21 protein-coding genes are annotated in these 18,900 nt (G+C 47.9%); 9 read left to right on the top strand and 12 right to left on the bottom strand.

Annotated elements, in window-relative coordinates:
• Positions 1 to 256 precede the first annotated feature (256 nt).
• A complete protein-coding gene (locus KNP94_RS03715) occupies positions 257 to 439 on the bottom strand; it encodes a hypothetical protein (protein ID WP_215115259.1) in 183 nt (60 codons plus the stop codon).
• A 183-nt stretch (positions 440 to 622) separates the two neighbouring features.
• Here KNP94_RS03715 and KNP94_RS03710 point away from each other — a divergent pair, with 183 nt between their 5' ends.
• The 3 genes from KNP94_RS03710 to KNP94_RS03700 are packed head-to-tail and all read left to right on the top strand — an operon-like array spanning position 623 to position 1,725.
• Entirely contained in the window at positions 623 to 940 is a 318-nt protein-coding gene (locus tag KNP94_RS03710) for a PadR family transcriptional regulator (RefSeq protein WP_251132561.1), read from the top strand.
• On the top strand, positions 937 to 1,476 hold the full coding sequence (locus KNP94_RS03705; protein WP_215115258.1) for a DUF2812 domain-containing protein: 540 nt from the start codon (positions 937 to 939) through the stop codon (positions 1,474 to 1,476). Before KNP94_RS03710 ends, KNP94_RS03705 begins: the two co-directional genes overlap by 4 nt.
• 54 nt (positions 1,477 to 1,530) lie before the next feature.
• A complete protein-coding gene (locus KNP94_RS03700) occupies positions 1,531 to 1,725 on the top strand; it encodes a nucleic acid-binding protein (protein WP_215115257.1) in 195 nt (64 codons plus the stop codon).
• Positions 1,726 to 2,091: 366 nt separating this feature from the next.
• Here the strand turns inward: KNP94_RS03700 and KNP94_RS03695 are convergent, their stop codons facing one another.
• From KNP94_RS03695 to KNP94_RS03685, 3 genes are all read right to left on the bottom strand, one after another.
• A complete protein-coding gene (locus KNP94_RS03695; RefSeq protein WP_215115256.1) occupies positions 2,092 to 2,763 on the bottom strand; it encodes a 5'-methylthioadenosine/S-adenosylhomocysteine nucleosidase family protein in 672 nt (223 codons plus the stop codon).
• Between the two features lie 139 nt (positions 2,764 to 2,902).
• Positions 2,903 to 4,363, bottom strand: coding sequence for a 6-phospho-beta-glucosidase BglA (gene bglA, locus KNP94_RS03690; RefSeq protein WP_215115255.1), 1,461 nt, complete (start codon positions 4,361 to 4,363; stop codon positions 2,903 to 2,905).
• A 15-nt stretch (positions 4,364 to 4,378) separates the two neighbouring features.
• The gene (locus KNP94_RS03685; protein WP_215115254.1) at positions 4,379 to 6,277 is read right to left on the bottom strand and encodes a beta-glucoside-specific PTS transporter subunit IIABC; all 1,899 of its coding nucleotides are present in this window, start codon (positions 6,275 to 6,277) and stop codon (positions 4,379 to 4,381) included.
• A gap of 165 nt (positions 6,278 to 6,442) precedes the next feature.
• Here KNP94_RS03685 and KNP94_RS03680 point away from each other — a divergent pair, with 165 nt between their 5' ends.
• On the top strand, positions 6,443 to 7,153 hold the full coding sequence (locus KNP94_RS03680; protein WP_214894244.1) for a GntR family transcriptional regulator: 711 nt from the start codon (positions 6,443 to 6,445) through the stop codon (positions 7,151 to 7,153).
• A gap of 66 nt (positions 7,154 to 7,219) precedes the next feature.
• On the opposite strand, the gene KNP94_RS03675 is transcribed toward KNP94_RS03680, so the two are convergent.
• The 6 genes from KNP94_RS03675 to licT form a co-directional block, all read right to left on the bottom strand.
• Positions 7,220 to 8,422, bottom strand: a complete 1,203-nt coding sequence (locus tag KNP94_RS03675) for a cation:proton antiporter (protein ID WP_251132560.1) — start codon at positions 8,420 to 8,422, stop codon at positions 7,220 to 7,222.
• Positions 8,423 to 8,625: 203 nt separating this feature from the next.
• A complete protein-coding gene (locus KNP94_RS03670) occupies positions 8,626 to 9,714 on the bottom strand; it encodes a flavin monoamine oxidase family protein (RefSeq protein ID WP_215115252.1) in 1,089 nt (362 codons plus the stop codon).
• Between the two features lie 75 nt (positions 9,715 to 9,789).
• The gene (locus KNP94_RS03665) at positions 9,790 to 10,152 is read right to left on the bottom strand and encodes a hypothetical protein (RefSeq protein WP_215115251.1); all 363 of its coding nucleotides are present in this window, start codon (positions 10,150 to 10,152) and stop codon (positions 9,790 to 9,792) included.
• 146 nt (positions 10,153 to 10,298) lie between these two features.
• Complete coding sequence (locus KNP94_RS03660) at positions 10,299 to 11,750, bottom strand: glycoside hydrolase family 1 protein (protein WP_215115250.1); 1,452 nt, start codon at positions 11,748 to 11,750, stop codon at positions 10,299 to 10,301.
• A gap of 17 nt (positions 11,751 to 11,767) precedes the next feature.
• Complete coding sequence (locus tag KNP94_RS03655) at positions 11,768 to 13,603, bottom strand: beta-glucoside-specific PTS transporter subunit IIABC (protein ID WP_214804713.1); 1,836 nt, start codon at positions 13,601 to 13,603, stop codon at positions 11,768 to 11,770.
• 107 nt (positions 13,604 to 13,710) lie between these two features.
• On the bottom strand, positions 13,711 to 14,562 hold the full coding sequence (licT, locus tag KNP94_RS03650; protein ID WP_214894232.1) for a BglG family transcription antiterminator LicT: 852 nt from the start codon (positions 14,560 to 14,562) through the stop codon (positions 13,711 to 13,713).
• Between the two features lie 289 nt (positions 14,563 to 14,851).
• Between licT and KNP94_RS03645 the strand changes: the two genes are divergently transcribed.
• Together KNP94_RS03645 and KNP94_RS03640 are read left to right on the top strand one after the other, a co-directional pair.
• A complete protein-coding gene (locus KNP94_RS03645; RefSeq protein ID WP_214765913.1) occupies positions 14,852 to 15,430 on the top strand; it encodes a TetR/AcrR family transcriptional regulator in 579 nt (192 codons plus the stop codon).
• Positions 15,431 to 15,460: 30 nt separating this feature from the next.
• Positions 15,461 to 16,648, top strand: a complete 1,188-nt coding sequence (locus KNP94_RS03640; RefSeq protein ID WP_215115249.1) for an MFS transporter — start codon at positions 15,461 to 15,463, stop codon at positions 16,646 to 16,648.
• Positions 16,649 to 16,698: 50 nt separating this feature from the next.
• On the opposite strand, the gene KNP94_RS03635 is transcribed toward KNP94_RS03640, so the two are convergent.
• On the bottom strand, positions 16,699 to 16,878 hold the full coding sequence (locus KNP94_RS03635; protein ID WP_214765909.1) for a DUF2171 domain-containing protein: 180 nt from the start codon (positions 16,876 to 16,878) through the stop codon (positions 16,699 to 16,701).
• A 197-nt stretch (positions 16,879 to 17,075) separates the two neighbouring features.
• On the opposite strand from KNP94_RS03635, the gene KNP94_RS03630 reads away from it, so the two are divergent.
• Both KNP94_RS03630 and KNP94_RS03625 read left to right on the top strand, forming a co-directional pair.
• Entirely contained in the window at positions 17,076 to 17,285 is a 210-nt protein-coding gene (locus tag KNP94_RS03630; protein ID WP_215115248.1) for a helix-turn-helix transcriptional regulator, read from the top strand.
• Positions 17,282 to 17,758 carry a DUF2178 domain-containing protein gene (locus tag KNP94_RS03625; protein ID WP_214894223.1) on the top strand — a complete coding sequence of 159 codons (477 nt, stop codon included), beginning with the start codon at positions 17,282 to 17,284 and terminating at the stop codon, positions 17,756 to 17,758. The genes KNP94_RS03630 and KNP94_RS03625 overlap by 4 nt, the downstream gene beginning before the upstream one ends.
• Before the next feature lie 12 nt (positions 17,759 to 17,770).
• Here the strand turns inward: KNP94_RS03625 and KNP94_RS03620 are convergent, their stop codons facing one another.
• Positions 17,771 to 18,187, bottom strand: coding sequence for a GNAT family N-acetyltransferase (locus KNP94_RS03620; RefSeq protein WP_215115247.1), 417 nt, complete (start codon positions 18,185 to 18,187; stop codon positions 17,771 to 17,773).
• Positions 18,188 to 18,339: 152 nt separating this feature from the next.
• On the opposite strand from KNP94_RS03620, the gene KNP94_RS03615 reads away from it, so the two are divergent.
• Positions 18,340 to 18,876, top strand: coding sequence for a GNAT family N-acetyltransferase (locus KNP94_RS03615; protein ID WP_251132559.1), 537 nt, complete (start codon positions 18,340 to 18,342; stop codon positions 18,874 to 18,876).
• The last annotated feature ends 24 nt before the right edge of the window (positions 18,877 to 18,900 follow it).

The following is an 18,900-nucleotide window of genomic DNA, read 5'->3' as shown; positions in this document are numbered from 1 at the left end:
AACGAGCAGGGTCTTGCCTGCCTCTGAACGTGCGTTAAAAACGCACTTTTTCCCGTAGGAGTCAACGAAACGTGACGCTTTTTAGGTAACCATGTGACAAAAATCCGGTCATGCAGAAGGTTTAGAGCACAATCCGTCTTGAATCGCTTAGAACCGCGAAAAGCGAACGAATTGCGTCACGATATCGCATGTTTTCGCTTCATAAGCGTTTGTTTACACTTTGAGGCAAGGACGATTTTCCGTCCTTGCCTTTTGCTTACTTCTCCCCTTCACTTTTCCCGTCAACGACAACACCAAGAATACTGCTTAATACACCCACAGAGGAAACGGCTAACCCGAATGTTATTCCAGATGAATCCGCTAATCCCAATGAACTATATGCGATCACAATCGTCATCCCGAATAAAATAATACCCATCCCCAATAGAACAAACTTCATCTTTTCAGCTCCCATTTAACTCAATTAATTTAAGATCCTTCCGCATGATTCAAGAAAAATCCATATCCGTCTAGTAAACCTTTTTAAAATATACCATAATTTGTTTTTTACTTTACAAATATCATCCAATTCTATTGACAACTATATCGGAATTCGATACATTATATATCGGGAGGCGATATATTGAGCCGCGATACATTAGTACTCACAGAAAGCACCTATTATATTTTATTATGCTTAACAACACCGAAGCATGGTTATGCGATGATGCAGCAAATCGAGCAGTTAACAAATGGACGCGTCACGATTGGACCGGGGACGATGTATGGCGTTCTAAAAAATTTGATTGAAAAACGCTGGATTGAAGTCGAGAACACGACCGGACGGCAAAAAATCTACGCCTTAACAGAAGAAGGACGTCGTGTTTGTCTCCAGGAAAAACAACGTATCGAAGAAGTACTACACCATGCAAAACAACTCTTAGAGGAGGGATCCCGATGAAAAAAATCAGATTTTTTATTGACGACCAAAAAGAGGAAACATGGGTCAATTCGATGAGTCAACAAGGTTGGGACTTAGTTAAGTTTACGCCATTCGTCTATACATTTACAAAAGGGACGAATACGAACTATATGTATCGGAATGAGTTCGTTGCTTCACACGACGATTTAGCGGACTACTTTTCATTTATAGAAGGGACTGGCGTCGAAGTTGTCCATACGAACAAGGTCTGGGCATACTACCGAAAAGAACAACAACCGAATGCTCCCCTGTTTTCATTATTCACGGATTCACCCTCCATGCTTACATATTTAAAAAAGCGTTTGACTCTTTTCAGTTTTCTCGTTTTTCTATATCTCTTTATATTCGTCGGACTCGCCGTTAACTCATTAGGAAGTGTCGCAGATGAGTCGGTCTTCATGAACGGCATCCTGTTCACGATTTTAATTTTAAACGCTACGATAGTAGTGTTATTCGGCGTCATGTCATTACGACTCAAATCAAGAATTGACATTTTGAAACATATGACTCATTAACGAGTCGGAACTTCTACAAAAAAAGATTCACACCGGGAGAGGAGGAATCGTTCCATGAACCGAACCTGTACCCAATGCGACACCCAACTGGTCGAAGACTGTGAAGTCCACGTCAAAGGTGCCATGTACGGCTTAAAGATTAAAAAACCGGGTCGTTTTTTCAGTAAGGCATCTGCTGAAGCGAAAGCTGCCGTTTGTCCGAAGTGCGGATTGGTCCAACTTTATGTCGTCAACCAAACGCCTTTCTAAAAACATAACAATACTTTGAAAGAAAGGAACGTTTTAAGTGAGTACATACCACATATCAAGTATCCGCCTACTTCTAATCATGATTGTTTTTACGATTTTCTGGTATTATTTTTTAGACTTGCCGCTTGGGTATGGAATTGTCATCCTTCCTGTCACAGTCGGTTATACGATTTATCGCAACTTCAAAGCGGCTCAGTCAGAAAAACAAGAGTCTGAACAAAATTGCAGCCGATGCACTAAGCATAAATAAGACGCAGTTCCGGGATTTCATCCGAGACTGCGTCTTTTGTGTCATTAAGCTTTTAGCGTTGACGGTCAGCAGACAACCAGCCACTAATGTTTTCATGCGTTGCCCCTCCTGATGTTCTAAATGAATCGTGTCAGATAGTCACTGAATATTTTGTGCATCACTTTTGGCGTATTCGCTATGTAGACGTTGATTTGTTCCTCGTTCGACTGGACCGGATCGCGGTCCGTCTCGTCCACCGGAAAATCGGAGATGCCTTTAATGATGATACATTCGACCCCGTTTTTCTGACAGATATAGGCGATTGCGCCGGCTTCCGTATCGGCGACCGTGATCCCATTTGCTTTCAGCTCCAAGTAATCGTTCCACATCACGACGGCCCGGTCTGCCGTACCGATCGTTCCGGTGTGACAATCCGCCTGATAGTCCGCGACGTCGAGTTCAACGATGAAGGACGGCTTGATCAACGGCTCGACTTCTTTCACCGTACAATCATATTGGACCGCGCGGTTTGGCACGATGATGTCGAGTACGGCAAACGACTCGTCGATGCCGGCACTGGTCCCGGCAACGATGATTTTCGTAAGCGGGAACTGCGCCATCATGTACTGATTGGCCCCGACCCCGTTTACTTTCCGGACACCGGTGCTGTAAAACAACACACGTTTTCCGGCAATCGTCCGGAAAAAATATTCGCCGTATGGGTACTTAGTACGTTCTGATTCATGTACATCATAATACGCGAGCGTCGCTTCGAACTCCCATATCGTCGCAATACTGACACCAATCATTCATTCATCCCCTTAAACGTCCCTCGTCACTTTTGGATAATATATACATTCTCATCATCGCTTGTTTTCATATTTCAAGCAAGCGTGATTTGACAGACAACAAACAACCTCCACCCGGTATAGGTGGAGGCTTATCGATTTACTGTTGTGTCGCTTTGTCGTACGACAACTCCTGTCCATTCGTCGCAATGACCTGTTTATACCAGTCGAACGAATCTTTTTTCATCCGTTCCATCGAGCCGTTGCCTTCATTGTCGCGGTCGACATAAATCATCCCGTAGCGTTTCTTCATCTCACCCGTCGTGAACGAGACGATGTCGATGATGCCCCACGGTGTGTAGCCCATCAGTTCGACGCCGTCCTCCGTGACCGCTTCCGTCAACGCTTCGATGTGCGTCTTCAGGTAATCAATCCGGGCTGCATCGTGAATCTTGCCGTCCTCAATCGTATCGACGGCCCCAAAGCCGTTTTCGACGATGAAGAGCGGGAGCTGGTAGCGGTCATATAACCGGTTTAGGACGTAACGGAGTCCGACCGGATCAATCGCCCAGCCCCAGTCACTCGACTGGATGTACGGATTCTCGACGCCGTTCGCAAGACCGCCGTTGACGATGTTACCGGTATTGTTGACCGTCGCATCGTGTTTGACGGTCGTCGACATGTAATAGCTGAAGCCGATGTAATCGACCGTTCCGTTTTTCAGAATCTCGTCATCGCCGTCGAGGATCGGAATCTGATAGCCTTCGCGTTCGAACTCTTTTAAGGCGTAGTTCGGATAATAACCGCGTGCCTGGACGTCCGGGAAGAAGTAACGTTGACGCATCGATTTTTCCGCCAGCATGACGTCTTCCGGATGCGATGAGTACGGATAGATCGGGACGTGGGAAATCATCGCTCCGATCTGGAAGTCGGGATTGATTGCTTTCCCTTTCGCGACGGCAAGGGCGCTCGCAATCAGTTCGTGGTGACCGGTCTGGTACATGACTTCCATCGCGTTTTCGCCCGGCTCGACTTTGACACCGGAGTTCGTCCAGAGGAACAGCGGATTCTCGACATCCATCTTATTGTTGATTTCATTAAACGTCATCCAGTACGTGACTTTATCTTTGTAGCGTGTGAAGCAGACTTCGGCAAAGCGTTCGAAGAACTCAGCGACTTTCCGGTTACGGAACCCGCCGTATTCGCGCGCGAGGTGGAGCGGCATTTCAAAGTGCGATAACGTGATGATCGGCTCGATGCCGTGCTTAATCAATTCGTCAAAGACATCATCATAAAACTGCAGTCCCGCTTCGTTCGGTTCCGTTTCGTCCCCGTTCGGGAAAATCCGGCTCCAACCGATCGATGTCCGGAGACACTTCAATCCCATCTCGGCGAACAGCGCGATGTCTTCTTGATAGCGGTGATAAAAATCAATCGCCTCATGATTCGGATAAAACGTCCCTTCTTCAATCGTATCGGTAATGCGCCGGGCGACGCCATGTGCACCTGCTGTCATGACATCAACGACACTTGGTCCTTTGCCGCCGGCGTTCCAGCCGCCTTCAAATTGATGGGCAGCCAGTGCGCCGCCCCATAAAAAGTCGTTTGGTAATGTTTTCATCTTAATTTCCTCCTTTTATTTAACGACGGTCACGATCGGCTCGTTCGCCGCAATCGTTTCAGTCTGTTCGATGATAAGTTTGGCATAAGCAGACGCATTGGTGACGATGACCGGTGTAATCGTTTTGAGTCCACGTGCTTCAATCATCGTCATGTCAAACTCGAGCAAACGTTGTCCGACTTCGACGGTATCGCCTTCAGCAACCAGGACGTTAAACGGTGTTCCGCCCAAATTGACGGTATCCAGTCCGACATGGATCAAGATTTCGACTCCACTCGTCGACCGGAGTCCGATCGCATGTTTCGTTGGGGCGACCATGACGACCGTTCCATTAAACGGCGCATCGACATGTGGCAAGGTCGGTACAATCGCAAATCCATCACCCATCGCACCGGAGGCAAACACTTCGTCCGGGACGTCCGTCAGGCGGACGACTTGACCTGACAACGGCGATACAATCGTTTCTTCGTTCGTCAGTGTCGCACTGACTTCTTGTTCATGGACAACTGGTGCTGCTTGTCCTGTTGGAGTTGCCGTCGCAACCGTATCTTCACCAAACCCGAGCACTTGGATCAAGACGACCGGTAAGACAAGGGCGATTGCGGCACCAATCAAGAGACCGATGATTGACGACGGATAATCGGAACTGATGCCGTTGACGAGTGTTAATGGTCCCGGTAGACCGGCGTAGGCAAAATAATATGGTTTAAAGAAACTAGCGACGACTGCTCCGACCGCGCCCGAGATACAACCGTAGATGAACGGTTTCTTAAAACGTAACGTCACCCCGTAAATCGCCGGTTCCGTGATTCCGAAAATCCCCGTCAGACCGGCCGAGACCCCGACTTTTTTTGTTTCCTGGTTGCGTGTTTTTAAGATGACGCCTAGGACAGCACCGACCTGAGCGATGACGGCGATCGTCTGATAGGCTTGGAACGAATCCCGACCATACTGTTCGAAGTTCGCAAGGACCATCGGCGTAACACCCCAGTGGACGCCGAAGATGACGATGACTTGCCAAAAACCACCAATCAAAAGTCCGGCGAGTGCCGGCGCGTGGTCGGCGAGGTAGTTATACCCATTGGCAATCCCTTCTGCTCCGAGTGTCGTAATCGGACCAATGACGAGAATCGTTAACGGGACCATGATTACCATACTGAAGAACGGCACAAACAGCGGTTTGATGACATCATTGATCGTCCGGTTCAGGAACCGTTCAAGATACGATAAGATCCAGACGAGAAACAACGGTGGCAAGACCGATGACGTATAGGTCGTACCGGATAACGCGATGCCGATGAAGGAAATCGACTCACCGGCGACCACACGTGCTGCCATGTCAGCCCACGAAGGACTGATGAGTGCCGCGCTACAGGCGACGGCGATGAAGGGATTGACTTTAAAATGATTCGCTGCCGTGATGGCGATGAAAATCGGTAAAAACGTAAACGGTGCCCATGAGATAAAGCTGAACACTTCATAGGTTCCCGTTTTTGCGAAGTCCTTAAACAGTAAAGAAATCAGGATGAGTGCACCTTGCAGAATTCCCGCCGCGGCCAGGATATAGACAAACGGAGCGAAGACGGCTGACATCGTCGCGATGATCCGGTTCAAGATGGTACCTTTATTCGCTTGTGCGTCTTCAGCCGTATCATCGAGCTGAACCAGTTTCGAAAAAGCTTCATAGACATCACCGACATGCTGTCCGATGACGACCTGGAACTGACCACCGGATTCGACGACCGTGATGACGCTTGGCAGTGCTGCCACTTGTTCCTTTGCCGCTGTGTCCGACCGCTTCAAGACGAGCCGTAACCGCGTCGCACACCGCGCTGCACTGATGATATTGTCTTCCCCTCCGACCGCATCTAAGATCGATCGGGCAAGTTTTTCATAATCCCGCACTTTACTCATGTAAGAACCTCCTTTTTATGATAACCCTTTCATGCACTCTTATTGTAATTGTACATGTACAATTAATCAATACATATTTAATTTAAAAAGACATGTTCGCAAGTATCAACCTTTCATTATGATATAGTTGTGGTATAACAATTTTTACGTAAATGAGGGTGAACCATGCTGAAATATCAACAGACGGCGACGGAAATCGAAGCTTATATCGAACGACATGCGTTACAGCAAGGCGATAAATTACCAGTCCTCGATCAACTGATCCGCCAATTTGAAGTCAGTAAGACGACGATGACGAAAGCACTCGAACTGCTGGAGCGTAAAGGGATCATCTTTCAAGTCCGCGGCAGTGGGATTTTTGTCCGGAAAACGAACCGGAAAGGCTACATCGAGCTGTTTTCGACGCAAGGCTTTAAGCAGAATCTCGTCGCACATGACATCCAGTCGAACGTCCTGTCGTTTGAGTTGATCCCGTGTCCGGAGACGATTGCCGAAAATCTCGGTACTACACAAGGCGACATGGTCTATTTCGTGAAACGGATCCGCTATATCGACGGTAACATCATGTGCCTTGAAGAATCCTATTACCGGCAAGCGATCGTGCCTTATCTGAACCGGGAAATCGTCGAACAATCGATTTTCGAGTATCTTGAGACGGCCCTCGGACTGAACATCGGCTTTTCCGACATGTACATGCACGTCGGCAAATTGCCGGAGACAATCGCGGAACATTTGGAACTTGAAGCCGGTGATCCGGCATTGACGGTCGAGACGATTTTCCACTTGACGAACGGTCGACCGTTCGATTATTCCGTCATCACCTATCATTACGAACACTCGCAATTCGTCGTTCAGGCGAACGGCTTGTATCTGTAAACGCAAAAAAGCAGACACGATCCAAGTACTTTTTGGACAGTGTCTGCTTTTTGATTTTCTATTTAATCATCGTTTATGCCGTTTACTAAAAAAAATCGTCAGCGGATAAATACCGATACTTTGGACAATCAACGACAGGACGATGACAGCAAACGCTAAGGAAATCAACACATCATATTGCGCTGAGACCGTTTTTTCGAGCCATAGTAACAACGCGACAGACATCGAACCTTTAATCCCGGCTGCCGTAATGATTGAGATCGTCGAAAAGTCGTCGCGAAATTCACCTTTCCAGGCCGGTACCGCATAAATGAAGCCGCTGACCATGATGAACCGTGCCAACAAGGTGAGGCCAAAAATGATTAACGCCAGTCCCCATTGTGAAAAAACTAAGTATCCAGCTGCTTGAATCCCAATCAGTAAGAATAAAATCGATAAAAATGTTGGTTTGATGATGTTCCAAAATCCATCTAATGATACTTTAATTCCCTTCTCCTCATCCGCTTTTTCGATTTCGTAAGACAAGAAAATCCCCAAAATGACGGTGGTGAGAACACCTGAGACACCAAGCGCTTCCGCAAGATAAAATCCACCGTACGACATGACGATACTCAACATCACTTGGTATTCTTTTTGCTTCGTCAAGTGAATGATTTTACTTAAAATCCATCCGAGCAGTAAACCGATCAGAATTCCGCCAAACGAAACAAGCATAAATTGTTCGATGAAGGTCGTGAAATTAAAACGTTCCCCCGTTTGAAACATCGATAATAAGATCGTAAACAAAACGATACTCGTCCCGTCATTGACCATCGATTCTCCTTCCACGATATCGGCGAGTTGTTCATCCCCTGTACTTTTCTTGATGATGGACGTTACCGAGACCGGATCGGTCGGAATCAGGATGGCGGCAAGGAGCAGCGAAGCCGTCAGCGAAAGTGAAATGAACAGATTCGAGATCCAGTAAATTGAGACACCGAGCAATAAGGCCGTCACAATCAACCCAATCGTGCTGAACGCCGTAATGATACCCCAATTATTTTTCAACTGTTTAATCGGAAACTGATACGCTGCCGTAAACAGGAGCGCCGGCAAAAACACTTCAAATACGATTTCCTTTGATAGATGAAGCGAAGAAAAATAGGGGATAAATGAAAGACCCAGTCCAATCACGACGAGCACCATCGGAACAGGAATCATTTTTTGTTTTAAATCGATTGTGTAAATTACGTAGCCAATCAATAAGAGAATCAATATCTGTTGCGTCATCACGTCGCCCTCCCTGCATACTGAACCCAAAAAATAATATATTTCCCTATACCTTTGCACTAATTAAATAAAACAAGTAACACATCATACCAGTTTGTAATGAAAATCGTGAAATGACTTTTTCTCTACAATAATTACTTAGCAAAAAAACGCCCCCGATCATCGAGGACGCCCATGATAACATTGAAGATTATTAAAACAAATCACCCATGCCGCATCGTCCATTCAGAGACGACCCGCTTCGCCGACCGGAGCGCCCCTTCGATATGGCCGCCAAACGCACTATCCGTTTCCGTCCCGGCAAGATAAAGCCGCCCTTGCCAGTTTGCGTCGACTGCGATGGGTCCATACTGCGGAAATTCCGTTAACGGACGGCTATCTGCAGGTGTCGCCGTATCGGGGTCTTGCGCCCAGTCATAATAGAGCACTTCCCGCGGATGCCGGGCAGCTTCACCGTACATCGTGATCAGTTGCTCGAGGATACGGGCTTTGACCGTTTCCGTCCCGAGTGACTGACGTTCTTCCGCCGTCAGCCGCAGGAAGCCGAACAAGGCACCGGGGCCATTCTGCGGTGATGCATCATGAATTTCCTGCAGGGTACCGACCCAGCTCATCCCGAACCCGGACTGCCCCGCTTCGCGCCAAAACGGCGTGTCATAGACGACAAGTGCTTTTGCTTGTCCGGCCATCCAGGTCGGGGTCGTTTGCAGTTTCTCCCGCGTCGTCTCGGAAAACGGCGGTTCGATCGCGACTCGCTCGACAAGACGGGGTGGAAGGGCAACCACGACACTGTCATACGTTTCTGAAGTCGTCCGCCCGTCTTTGATTGACGTAACGGTTACTTGCTGTCCCGTCCGCTCAAGTTTCGTGACGCGTGTCTGTAAGCGCAGCGATGCCACCGGAAGTTGTGCCGCAATCGCTGTCACGAGTGCTTCCATTCCTCCCGCTAACCGCTTCGACGGGACGATACTGTCCGGTGCCAGCAGATGATGTTCGATGGCTCCTACTTGCCGTTCGAGTACCATCGCGCCCGTCGTGTGTTGGGCGAATGCCGTCAGACCGAGTTCGGCGACAAGATTCGTGATGACCGTTTCCGTATCCGGCCAGTACCATGTCGGTCCGAGGTCAAAGCGGTCTGCCTCGTCTCCGTCCATACCCGCCACGCTTACGATACGTCCGCCGATCCGGTCCCGTGCCTCATAGACGGTGACTGCTTGTCCCTTCTGTTGTAAAAGTGATGCTGTATAGAGCCCGCTGACGCCTGCTCCGATGATTGCGATGGATTGTGTCATCTTGATTCTCCTTTGCTACGGACAGATCAATTGCGCTTGTCCTCATGTGCTGTAGCAAGTGTACCTTGTTCCGACTCAATCCTCCAAACGCTCGAACTCGACTAAACGGACAGCCTTAACATATACTTCCTCGTCGAACGTCGTCAGCGAAACGAATGTCTCCCCTTTGCGATAGAGAATTTTAGCTCCTTCTTGATTCACTTTCTTCCAGCCGTCACGATTCAAGCGTGCTGCATACAGGAGTCCCGGTCCGTCTGTTTCTGAAGCAAGTTGCGTCGCGTAGTGTTGACCGTTCGCAACCGTTTGCTCCGTCGCAAAGCGCGGGATCGGGAACGAACTGACAGATGTACCTTCTTTGAACAATAGGGATATCACCCCGTAATACGTTCCTCCTAGTAGAATTATGATCAAGATAACCGATAGTACTTTTTTATACATTTTGCATCCTCCCATTTTTACCCATCTATATCCATTATCTCCAACCCCTTATCTTTTTACCATCTTTTTAAAGTCTAATTTTTTGAACATTTCATTCGAAAAAAGAAAAGACCTGACTTCGCTTAGCGAAATCAGGTCTTTTCTTTTTATGAACGCGTTGAAATTGAATCTTTGTACAAAGCTTGTCCGTTCGTCGCAATCACTTCCTGATACCAGAAGAATGAATCCTTCCGCGAGCGGTCGAGGGTACCGGACCCGTCATCCTGCTTATCGACGTAGATAAAGCCGTACCGTTTGCTGTACTCGCCGGTCGAAGCACTGACTAAATCAATGCATCCCCAACTCGTATAGCCCATGACCTCGACGCCGTCCTCCATCGCTTCAACCATTGCTTGAAGATGTGCTTTAAGATAATCAATCCGGTATTCGTCATGAATTGCACCGTCTGCTTCCACCTTATCGTAAGCACCGAGTCCATTTTCGACGATGAACAGCGGTTTTTGGTAGCGGTCGTACAGCTTATTTAAAATGATCCGCAGTCCACCCGGGTCGATTTCCCAGCCCCAGTCACTCGCTTTCAAATAAGGGTTTTTGACACCGTTCATGATATTTCCGGCTGTCATGTCTGTCGTTTTATCAGCCTTTTCCGTCCGTGACATATAATAGCTGAGAGAGAAGAAATCAACCGTGTATTCTTTTAAGATTGCCGCATCCGTTTCTTCCTGTTTAAGTTCAATCCCGTTCTCGGCAAAGAAACGTTTCGCGAATGCCGGATACTCGCCGCGGACATGGACGTCGCCGCAGAAGTAATTCATCATCCGCTCTTCATCGAGGGCAACTTGGACATCTGCTGGATTGGAACTATACGGATAAACTGGTGCTGCGATTAACATGCATCCGATTTTCATTGACGGGTCGACTTCCCGTGCTGCTTTCGTCGCAAGACTACTCGCAACGAGCTGGTGATGTAACCCTTGGTATGTCGTTTGAAGATGGTTTTCTTCATCCTGTAATGCGACACCGAGGCTAAGCATCGGCATGAACTGCGCCCCGTTGATTTCGTTAAACGTCAACCAGTATTTCACTTTTCCTTGATAACGCTCAAACAGAACCCGGCTGTATCGTTCAAAGAATGTTACAAGACGGCGATCGCGCCATCCGCCGTATGCTGTCGCCAAATGTCTTGGCAACTCATAATGCGAAATCGTCACAAGTGGTTCGATCTCCTGGGCAATCAATTCATCGATGACACGGTCGTAAAACGCGAGACCTTCCTCATTCGGCTCTGTCTCGTCGCCGTTCGGGAAAATGCGTGACCAGGCAATCGACATCCGGAATGTCTTAAAACCCATTTCTTTAAATAAGGCGATATCCTCTTTGTACCGGTGATAAAAATCGACACCTTCATGGTTTGGGTACGTGTATTGCTCATGTAATTCAAAGTCAAATGCCGCATCATGAATCAACTGCATCCGTTGTTTCCCGCCTGGCATCACATCGGCGATTGACAACCCTTTACCCCCTTGATCAAATCCGCCTTCAACTTGATTGGCGGCAGTAGCGCCACCCCATAAAAATTCTGCTGGTACATTCTTCATTTTCCTTTACCCCTCTCTTATACTAAAATGCGTAACACGTCACGTGACGGTTCGACCGATCCGACATACGTCGGAAGAACATCCAAATAGCTGGCTGTGTTTGTCACGATGACCGGCGTGATGATGTCATATCCCGCTTGCTCGATTTCTTTTAAGTCAAACGCGATCAACCGATCTCCTGCTTTAATGTTCTGTCCACTCGAGACGAACGATTCGAAATGCTGTCCGTTCAACTGGACCGTATCGAGTCCGATATGAATCAGGATTTCGACACCTGTATCTGAACGTAAACCAATCGCGTGCATCGATTGATAAACAGTCACGACTTCACCATCGAACGGAGCGTAAACGACTCCTTCGTTCGGAATGATTGCCACACCTTTGCCCATCGCGCCACTCGAAAAGACTTCGTCATTGACTGACTCCAGAGAAATGATTTCGCCTTTGATTGGCGCGAGGACGGGTAACCCGACCTCTTTTGATAAAGATGGTGTTGTTTCAGTCGTTGCGATCTCTTCCTTCGTCAGGAAGTACGTCAAACTGAAAGCAACCGCCGTCGCCACGAACAAACCGATGAAGGCACCCCAAAACGAGAGGTCAACACCACTTTGAGGAATCATGACTGGCACAGCGAATATGCCAAGTCCGCCCATCGTGTAAGAAGCTGTACCCAGTGCACCCCCAACAAGTCCACCTGCTGCTCCACCGATGACACCAAAGATAAACGGCTTTTTCCGCGGCAGCGTCAAGCCGTACATCGCAGGCTCCGTGATTCCGAAGACACCTGCAATCGTTGAAGATGTACCGAGTCCCTTCGTCTTCTTATCTTTCGTTTTAACAGTAATCGCGAGGACGGCACCGACCTGACCGAACGTTGCCATCAGTACACCGACGCTGATCGTATCAAACCCGATGACGGTAATGTTATTGATGAGAATTGGTACAAGACCCCAGTGCAATCCGAACATGACGAAGATTTGCCAAAACGCTCCGATGAAAGCGATCGCGAGGACTGGACTTAGGTTATAAATGAACGAGTAAGCACCCGCTAGTCCTTGACTCGCGTACGTCGCAAGTGGTCCGATTGCGAGGAACGTCAACGGGACAACGATTAAGAGCGCGAGCATCGGCGTCGTAAAGTTGCGGACGGCCTCATGCGAATGTTGATTAAAGAACTTCTCGAGTTTCGCTGATACATAGGTCGCTAGGATAATCGGAATGACGGACGATGCGTAACTCATCAAGACGACCGGAACCGTCAAGAAACTGAGTGCTTCACCTGATGCCTGCAAGGCGACCATCGAAGGGTAAACGAGCGCTCCCCCGATGACCATCCCGATATAAGGATTCCCACCGAACTTTTTGGCAGCTGAATGACCTAAAATGATGGGCAGGAAGTAAAAGAGCGCGTCTGCTGTCGCATTGAGGACGATGTATGTCCCCATGTCTTGCGTCAACAGTCCAAGGGCAACTAAAATCGCCAGTAAGCCTTTCAGTAAACCGCTCCCTGCCATCGGTCCTAAAATCGGCGTGAAGATTCCGGCAATCGTATCGATCAGCCGGTTGAACACCGTCGTTTTTTCACCGTCATCAACCGTCGTTTCAAAACCACCAATCGCGACTACGTCTTGATAGACTTCACTGACATTGTTTCCGATGACGACTTGAAATTGTCCGCCACTTTTGACGACAGTAATGACACCGTCCTGTTGCTTGAGTTGTTCTGCGTCAGCCGCTTGCTCATCTTTTAGCTTGAACCGTAAACGCGTCGCACAATGAAACACACTTTTTACGTTGTCTTGTCCGCCGATCAATCGTACGATGTCTTTTGCTAACGCTTGATATTTTCCCATTCGTCTCACTCCCGGTTTAAATAATAGGATAAAAAAAACCTAAACCACTACAAGTAACACCATACTTGTAGTCATTTAGGTTTGGCCTGCATCATCAGTAACCATCCTTAGGATTGACTTTGTTTCATTAAGTTTTCGATGTGAATCATCAAATATAATCGTTCATCCGTCGAAACATGATAGTCGTATTTCGCTTCAATTAAATTCGCTATTTTCAATACACATTCAGCAGCTGCAGGGTACCGATTTTTGACCATTTCGAACAGTGTTTCATCGCCCCCCGCCTTCAAGGCTGCTTTAGAAACGATTCGTTGCACAAAGTACTTTAAATGAGTTAAAAAGCGGGAATAAGCATGTGCTTCTTCATCGAGTTCGACTTGAAAGTGATAGGTGATGATGGTCAAAATCGCTTGTGTCGCCTTCGTCATTTCCGTGACGACGTGTAAGCTCTCTCCTTTTACGCCAAGCATCGAGGCATTGACGAGATGAAGCGCAATCGCGACTGCCTCATCTTCATCGAGCTTGACATGATGCCGCTCATTGATCAGGTGAACGGCTTGTTTGCCAATCGAAAACTCTGGTCCGTAAAAACGTTTGACTTCCCAAACCAGAGGGTTTCGAATGATGATTCCTTCCGCATACCGTTCGAGGGCATAGTGAATATGATCGGCCAGCGTTACGTAAATCGTGTCATGCAACTCGTTGTTCAATTGATGCTCTGCTACCTTAACGATTTCTTTGACAGTCTCGATTTCGTCTTGTGGCATCTGATTCAAAAAATCGATGAATCGTTCCTGTGTTTCCTTACTTTCAAGTGTAAAAATTTTTTCGATACGATTCTCTTCAATCGTATCCCCCGTCCGTTTTTGGAACGCAATCCCGCGTCCCATCACAACATGTTCCTGCCCTTTTGATTCAATCGATACAACGTTGTTATTAAACACTTTTACGATCTGCATGGAATCCATCACCTCCACCCACAGTCTGATGAAAAGAAAAAACCTAAATTCATATCCATCGCCGCAACACGCAACAGATATCAATTTAGGTTTTGCCTGCTTGACCAGTAACAACCCTAACGGTTTATTCTTTTCGTAATTAGAATACAATTTCTTGAAGACTGCGTCAAGAAAAAGTTAAGCGTTTTCATTTTGGGTAAATATTTTTTTAAAACACAGTCCTTTTAAATCCCATACATTGATGATATAGTCATTTTGTAAACTAACGACCGTTAGGAAGGTGAATGATTTGAAAGCTGCACAATTAATCCCGACCGCTTTGCGCCACTTCGCGAGTCACGGCTACGAAGGGGCCTCCTTAAACGACATCGCCCAGGAAGTCGGTATCAAGAAACCATCCATCTATGCCCATTATTCCGGAAAAGACGATCTCTTTTTGAAGACGATGGCGTACGCGCTCGGTGAACAGAAAAAACACCTCGCGTCCTACTTCGTCGAGACACGGCAGTTGCCGCTCGAAGCATCGCTAAAAGGATTTTTCGACTGGTTCATCGAGGAAAGCAACCAAAACGACCAAATGAAGTTCATCCTTCGCATCGCTTATTTCCCACCCGTCAAACTGGAGCATGAAGTGACGGCGTTGATCAATCCGTTTTTCGATTCGATCCATCGTCACCTTGCACGCTTATTTCGCGAACGCGACCGGACGGAGCAGATTCTCTACTCCGAAGACTATACGAGCGGCGCACTCGCCTATTTGACGGTTGCGGAAGGAACGATGACAGAACTCGTCTATAACGGGATTGACGCCTACCAACAACGACTCACTGCCGTCTGGCCGATTTTTTGGCGCGGACTCGTCCGTTAAGAAGTCAAATCAGAAACTGAGGTTCAAATCATGCAAAACAACAAACTCATTTTAGGTACACTTTTACTCAATCTGTTTATCGCCTTTTTAGGGATCGGACTCGTCATTCCCGTCACCCCGACGATCATGAATGAATTGAACATCTCCGGCTCGACGGTCGGCTATATGGTGTCGGCTTTCGCCTTTGCCCAACTGATTCTTTCGCCGCTTGCCGGACGCGCCGTCGACAAGTATGGACGAAAGCCGATGATCATCATCGGCCTGTTCATCTTCAGCATGTCGGAACTGTTATTCGGTCTCGGACAGACGGTCGAAGTCCTGTTCGCTTCGCGCATCCTAGGGGGAGTCAGTGCCGCCTTCATCATGCCGGCCGTGACGGCGTTCATCGCCGACATCACGACGAATGAGACGCGTCCGAAGGCGCTCGGCTATATGTCGGCCGCCATTTCGACCGGCTTCATCATCGGACCGGGGATCGGCGGATTTCTCGCTGACATCGGGACACGGGTTCCGTTTTTCTTTGCCGCGACGTTCGGGATGATAGCGATGATTTTGTCCGTCTTCACGTTACGTGAACCGGAACGTCATTATGCCGATGCGCCGACCGTCAAACAAGCGGCCGGGTTCTCAAAAATCTTTTCCCCCCTCTATTTCGTCGCTTTTTTGGTCCTGTTGATTTCATCATTCGGCCTCGCCTCGTTCGAATCGCTGTTCGCCCTGTTCGTCGACCGGAAGTTCGGCTTCACGGCGAAGGACATCGCCCTCGCGATTTCGCTCGGAGCGATTGTCGGTGTCGTCGTCCAGGTCGGCCTGTTCGACCGCTTGACGCGGTGGTTTGGTGAGATTCGCCTGATCCGTTACAGCTTGATCCTATCAACGGCCCTCGTCCTCGTCATGACGTACGTGACGAGTTACCTCGCAATCATCCTTGTGACGATGGTCGTTTTCGTCGGTTTCGATTTGATGCGTCCTGCCGTCACGACGTATCTGTCGAAGATCGCCGGTGATGAACAAGGTTTCGTCGGCGGGATGAACTCGATGTTTACGAGTGTCGGGAACATCCTCGGACCGATTGCGGGCGGACTCCTGTTTGACGTCAATCTTAACTATCCGTTTTATTTCGCGACGATCGTCCTGACAGTCGGCATCATCCTGACGTTCTTTTGGCGTCAACCGAAACTGTCGGTCGACTCGGGCGCAACGAAACTGTCATCGTGAACATGAAGAAGCGTCCCCCTGAACTAAGGGAGACGCTTCTTTTTCATGCATTAAGATGATTGCTGGTAACTAGTATTCGATAAATTATCTTCGACTGATCTGACCCACTCGACCGGGACATATAATGATTTTGCAATGGCTTCATCCGTTTTTCCGAGCTTCCGTAACGTTTTGACGATGCGCATGCGGCGTGCGAGCTCCCTTTGATCCGGAATACATTCAGGCAACATTTAATTCCCCCCCTTTTTCTGTCCCGATGCCGTCGAAGTGATAAAGTACATATTACCCGAAAGTTGTCAGACTATTCTGTTTTAGTCAGACTCCACGAATTTTCGATAAATGAGACGAAAAAAATAAAAAGTATAGTCTACTTTACAAAATGTAAAACAAACTATACAATTAACTCATGAAGGAAAGGAGCGTTTTGATGAAACTATCGAATCGCGTCAAAGCATTACGGCGCCAAATGGACTGGACGCAAGAACAATTCGCTGACTTGATCGGCGTCACGCGCCAGACTGTCATCTCACTCGAAAAAGGAAGCTACACCCCGTCCTTGTTACTGGCGATGCACATCGCCCGGGTCTTTGACCAACCAATCGAAGACATCTTTTATTTGGAGGAGGAATCATCATGAAGCGTGTCATCATTCAATCAATCGCTAATGTCCTGTTGTATGTCTTAGCTGCTGTCTTACTCAGCTCCATCGCCCGTCAGCTTGTTGTTTTTCAGGACGATCCGCTTAAAGGAACAGGCTTCAACTTGAGTCTCGACCTGTCGATCATCTTACCGATTGTTTTGTTGCTGGTTTTATTGACCAGTCTCGGTTATTTTTCACGGACAAATAAAACACTTGGTTTTTCACGCTGGTCGACAACAACACCAGAGTTTTCCGATAACGATGAACGCGAGCGCTTCATTACAGGTCAGGCGACCCGAATTGCTTACGTCTCATTTTTAGTCTCGATTCCCGTCGTCATGGTGTCCTTCATAGCCTATCCTTATTTCAGCGCTCGTTTCCCCACCTTCCCGTTTTATGCACTGGCCGCTGTTTTATCAATCGGTACACTATCCTATATGTCAGCCTGGATCTACTACTATAAGAAATAAGGAACAATTCATTCACATTAATTTTTTGTAGAAGTATTGCGTCATCCCTTCGACCGGATGATCGTCCAAGCGACCGTATTCGACGTACCCGTTTTTTTCATAGAAGCCGGGTGCCTGAAAACTGAACGTGTCGAGGATGACTTTACTGCAGGCACGTTCTTTGGCATAGGCTTCGACCATACTCAATAATTTGCTGCCGTATCCGCCGCCTTTGACGGACTCGTCGAGCCACAAGAAAGAGACGTGGACGTGGTTCCAGCTGTATTCACCTGTCAATCCGCCTTTAATCTCTCCATCTTCCTTTAAAAGAAAACAGATTTGTTCCGTCTCATGTTGAACCGCTAGCGGAACTTTCGTTTTGTTGAAGCCGATCAATTGTTCGCGAATGTATTCGCGGTCCTTCGTTGAACCGTTCTGAATCATCTCCATCTCTATCCATCCTTTCCAATCTGTTTCTAGTCTATCATATGTCGATTTAGACAATCTTCGTTCGCATTAATGGAAATACTTTACATTTTTAAATTATCTATGGCATCCTTAAGGGGGGCGATTTTGATTCTACTAGTTTGGAGGCGAATATGATGGATCCAATTGACGCGAACATTCAATCTGTAACGTACACGATTCGTCCGGCAGAACCTACGGATGCACGACAGCTTGCTTTACTACGCGCGAGACTCGATGCAGAAACGGACCACTTTGACCGATTCCCGGGCGAAGACGTGCTGGATGAAAAGGGATTTCTGCAATTGATTCAGCATGAGACCGGTATTCCCCACTCCCTGCTCGTCGCTGAAGTGGATCGACAACTCGTCGGTTATGCCCGCTGTGTCGGTTTCCCCTTGCGTCGGTTCGCACATAAAGCCGACTTCGGCGTCGGGGTCGTCCGTGACTTTTGGGGGCAAGGCATCGGGCGGGCTCTCTTACAGACGACACTTGACTGGGCACGGACGGTCGAACTGCAAAAGATTCAATTGACCGTCGTCGAGACGAATCAAGGGGCCGTTCGTTTGTATCAGACAACCGGGTTTCAAGTCGAAGGACGACTCAAGCACGACCGACTGCTTGCGGACGGCTTGTATTATGATACGATTTTGATGGGCTTACTCCTCGTTTAACACGCTTCACACTAACTAGCCGGT

This window comes from Exiguobacterium sp. s80 (genome assembly GCF_018618725.1).
In the GTDB taxonomy this organism is placed as follows: domain Bacteria; phylum Bacillota; class Bacilli; order Exiguobacteriales; family Exiguobacteriaceae; genus Exiguobacterium_A; species Exiguobacterium_A oxidotolerans.
The sequence above is the reverse complement of the archived record's forward strand: the minus strand, read 5'-3'. Positions and strand labels throughout refer to the sequence as shown.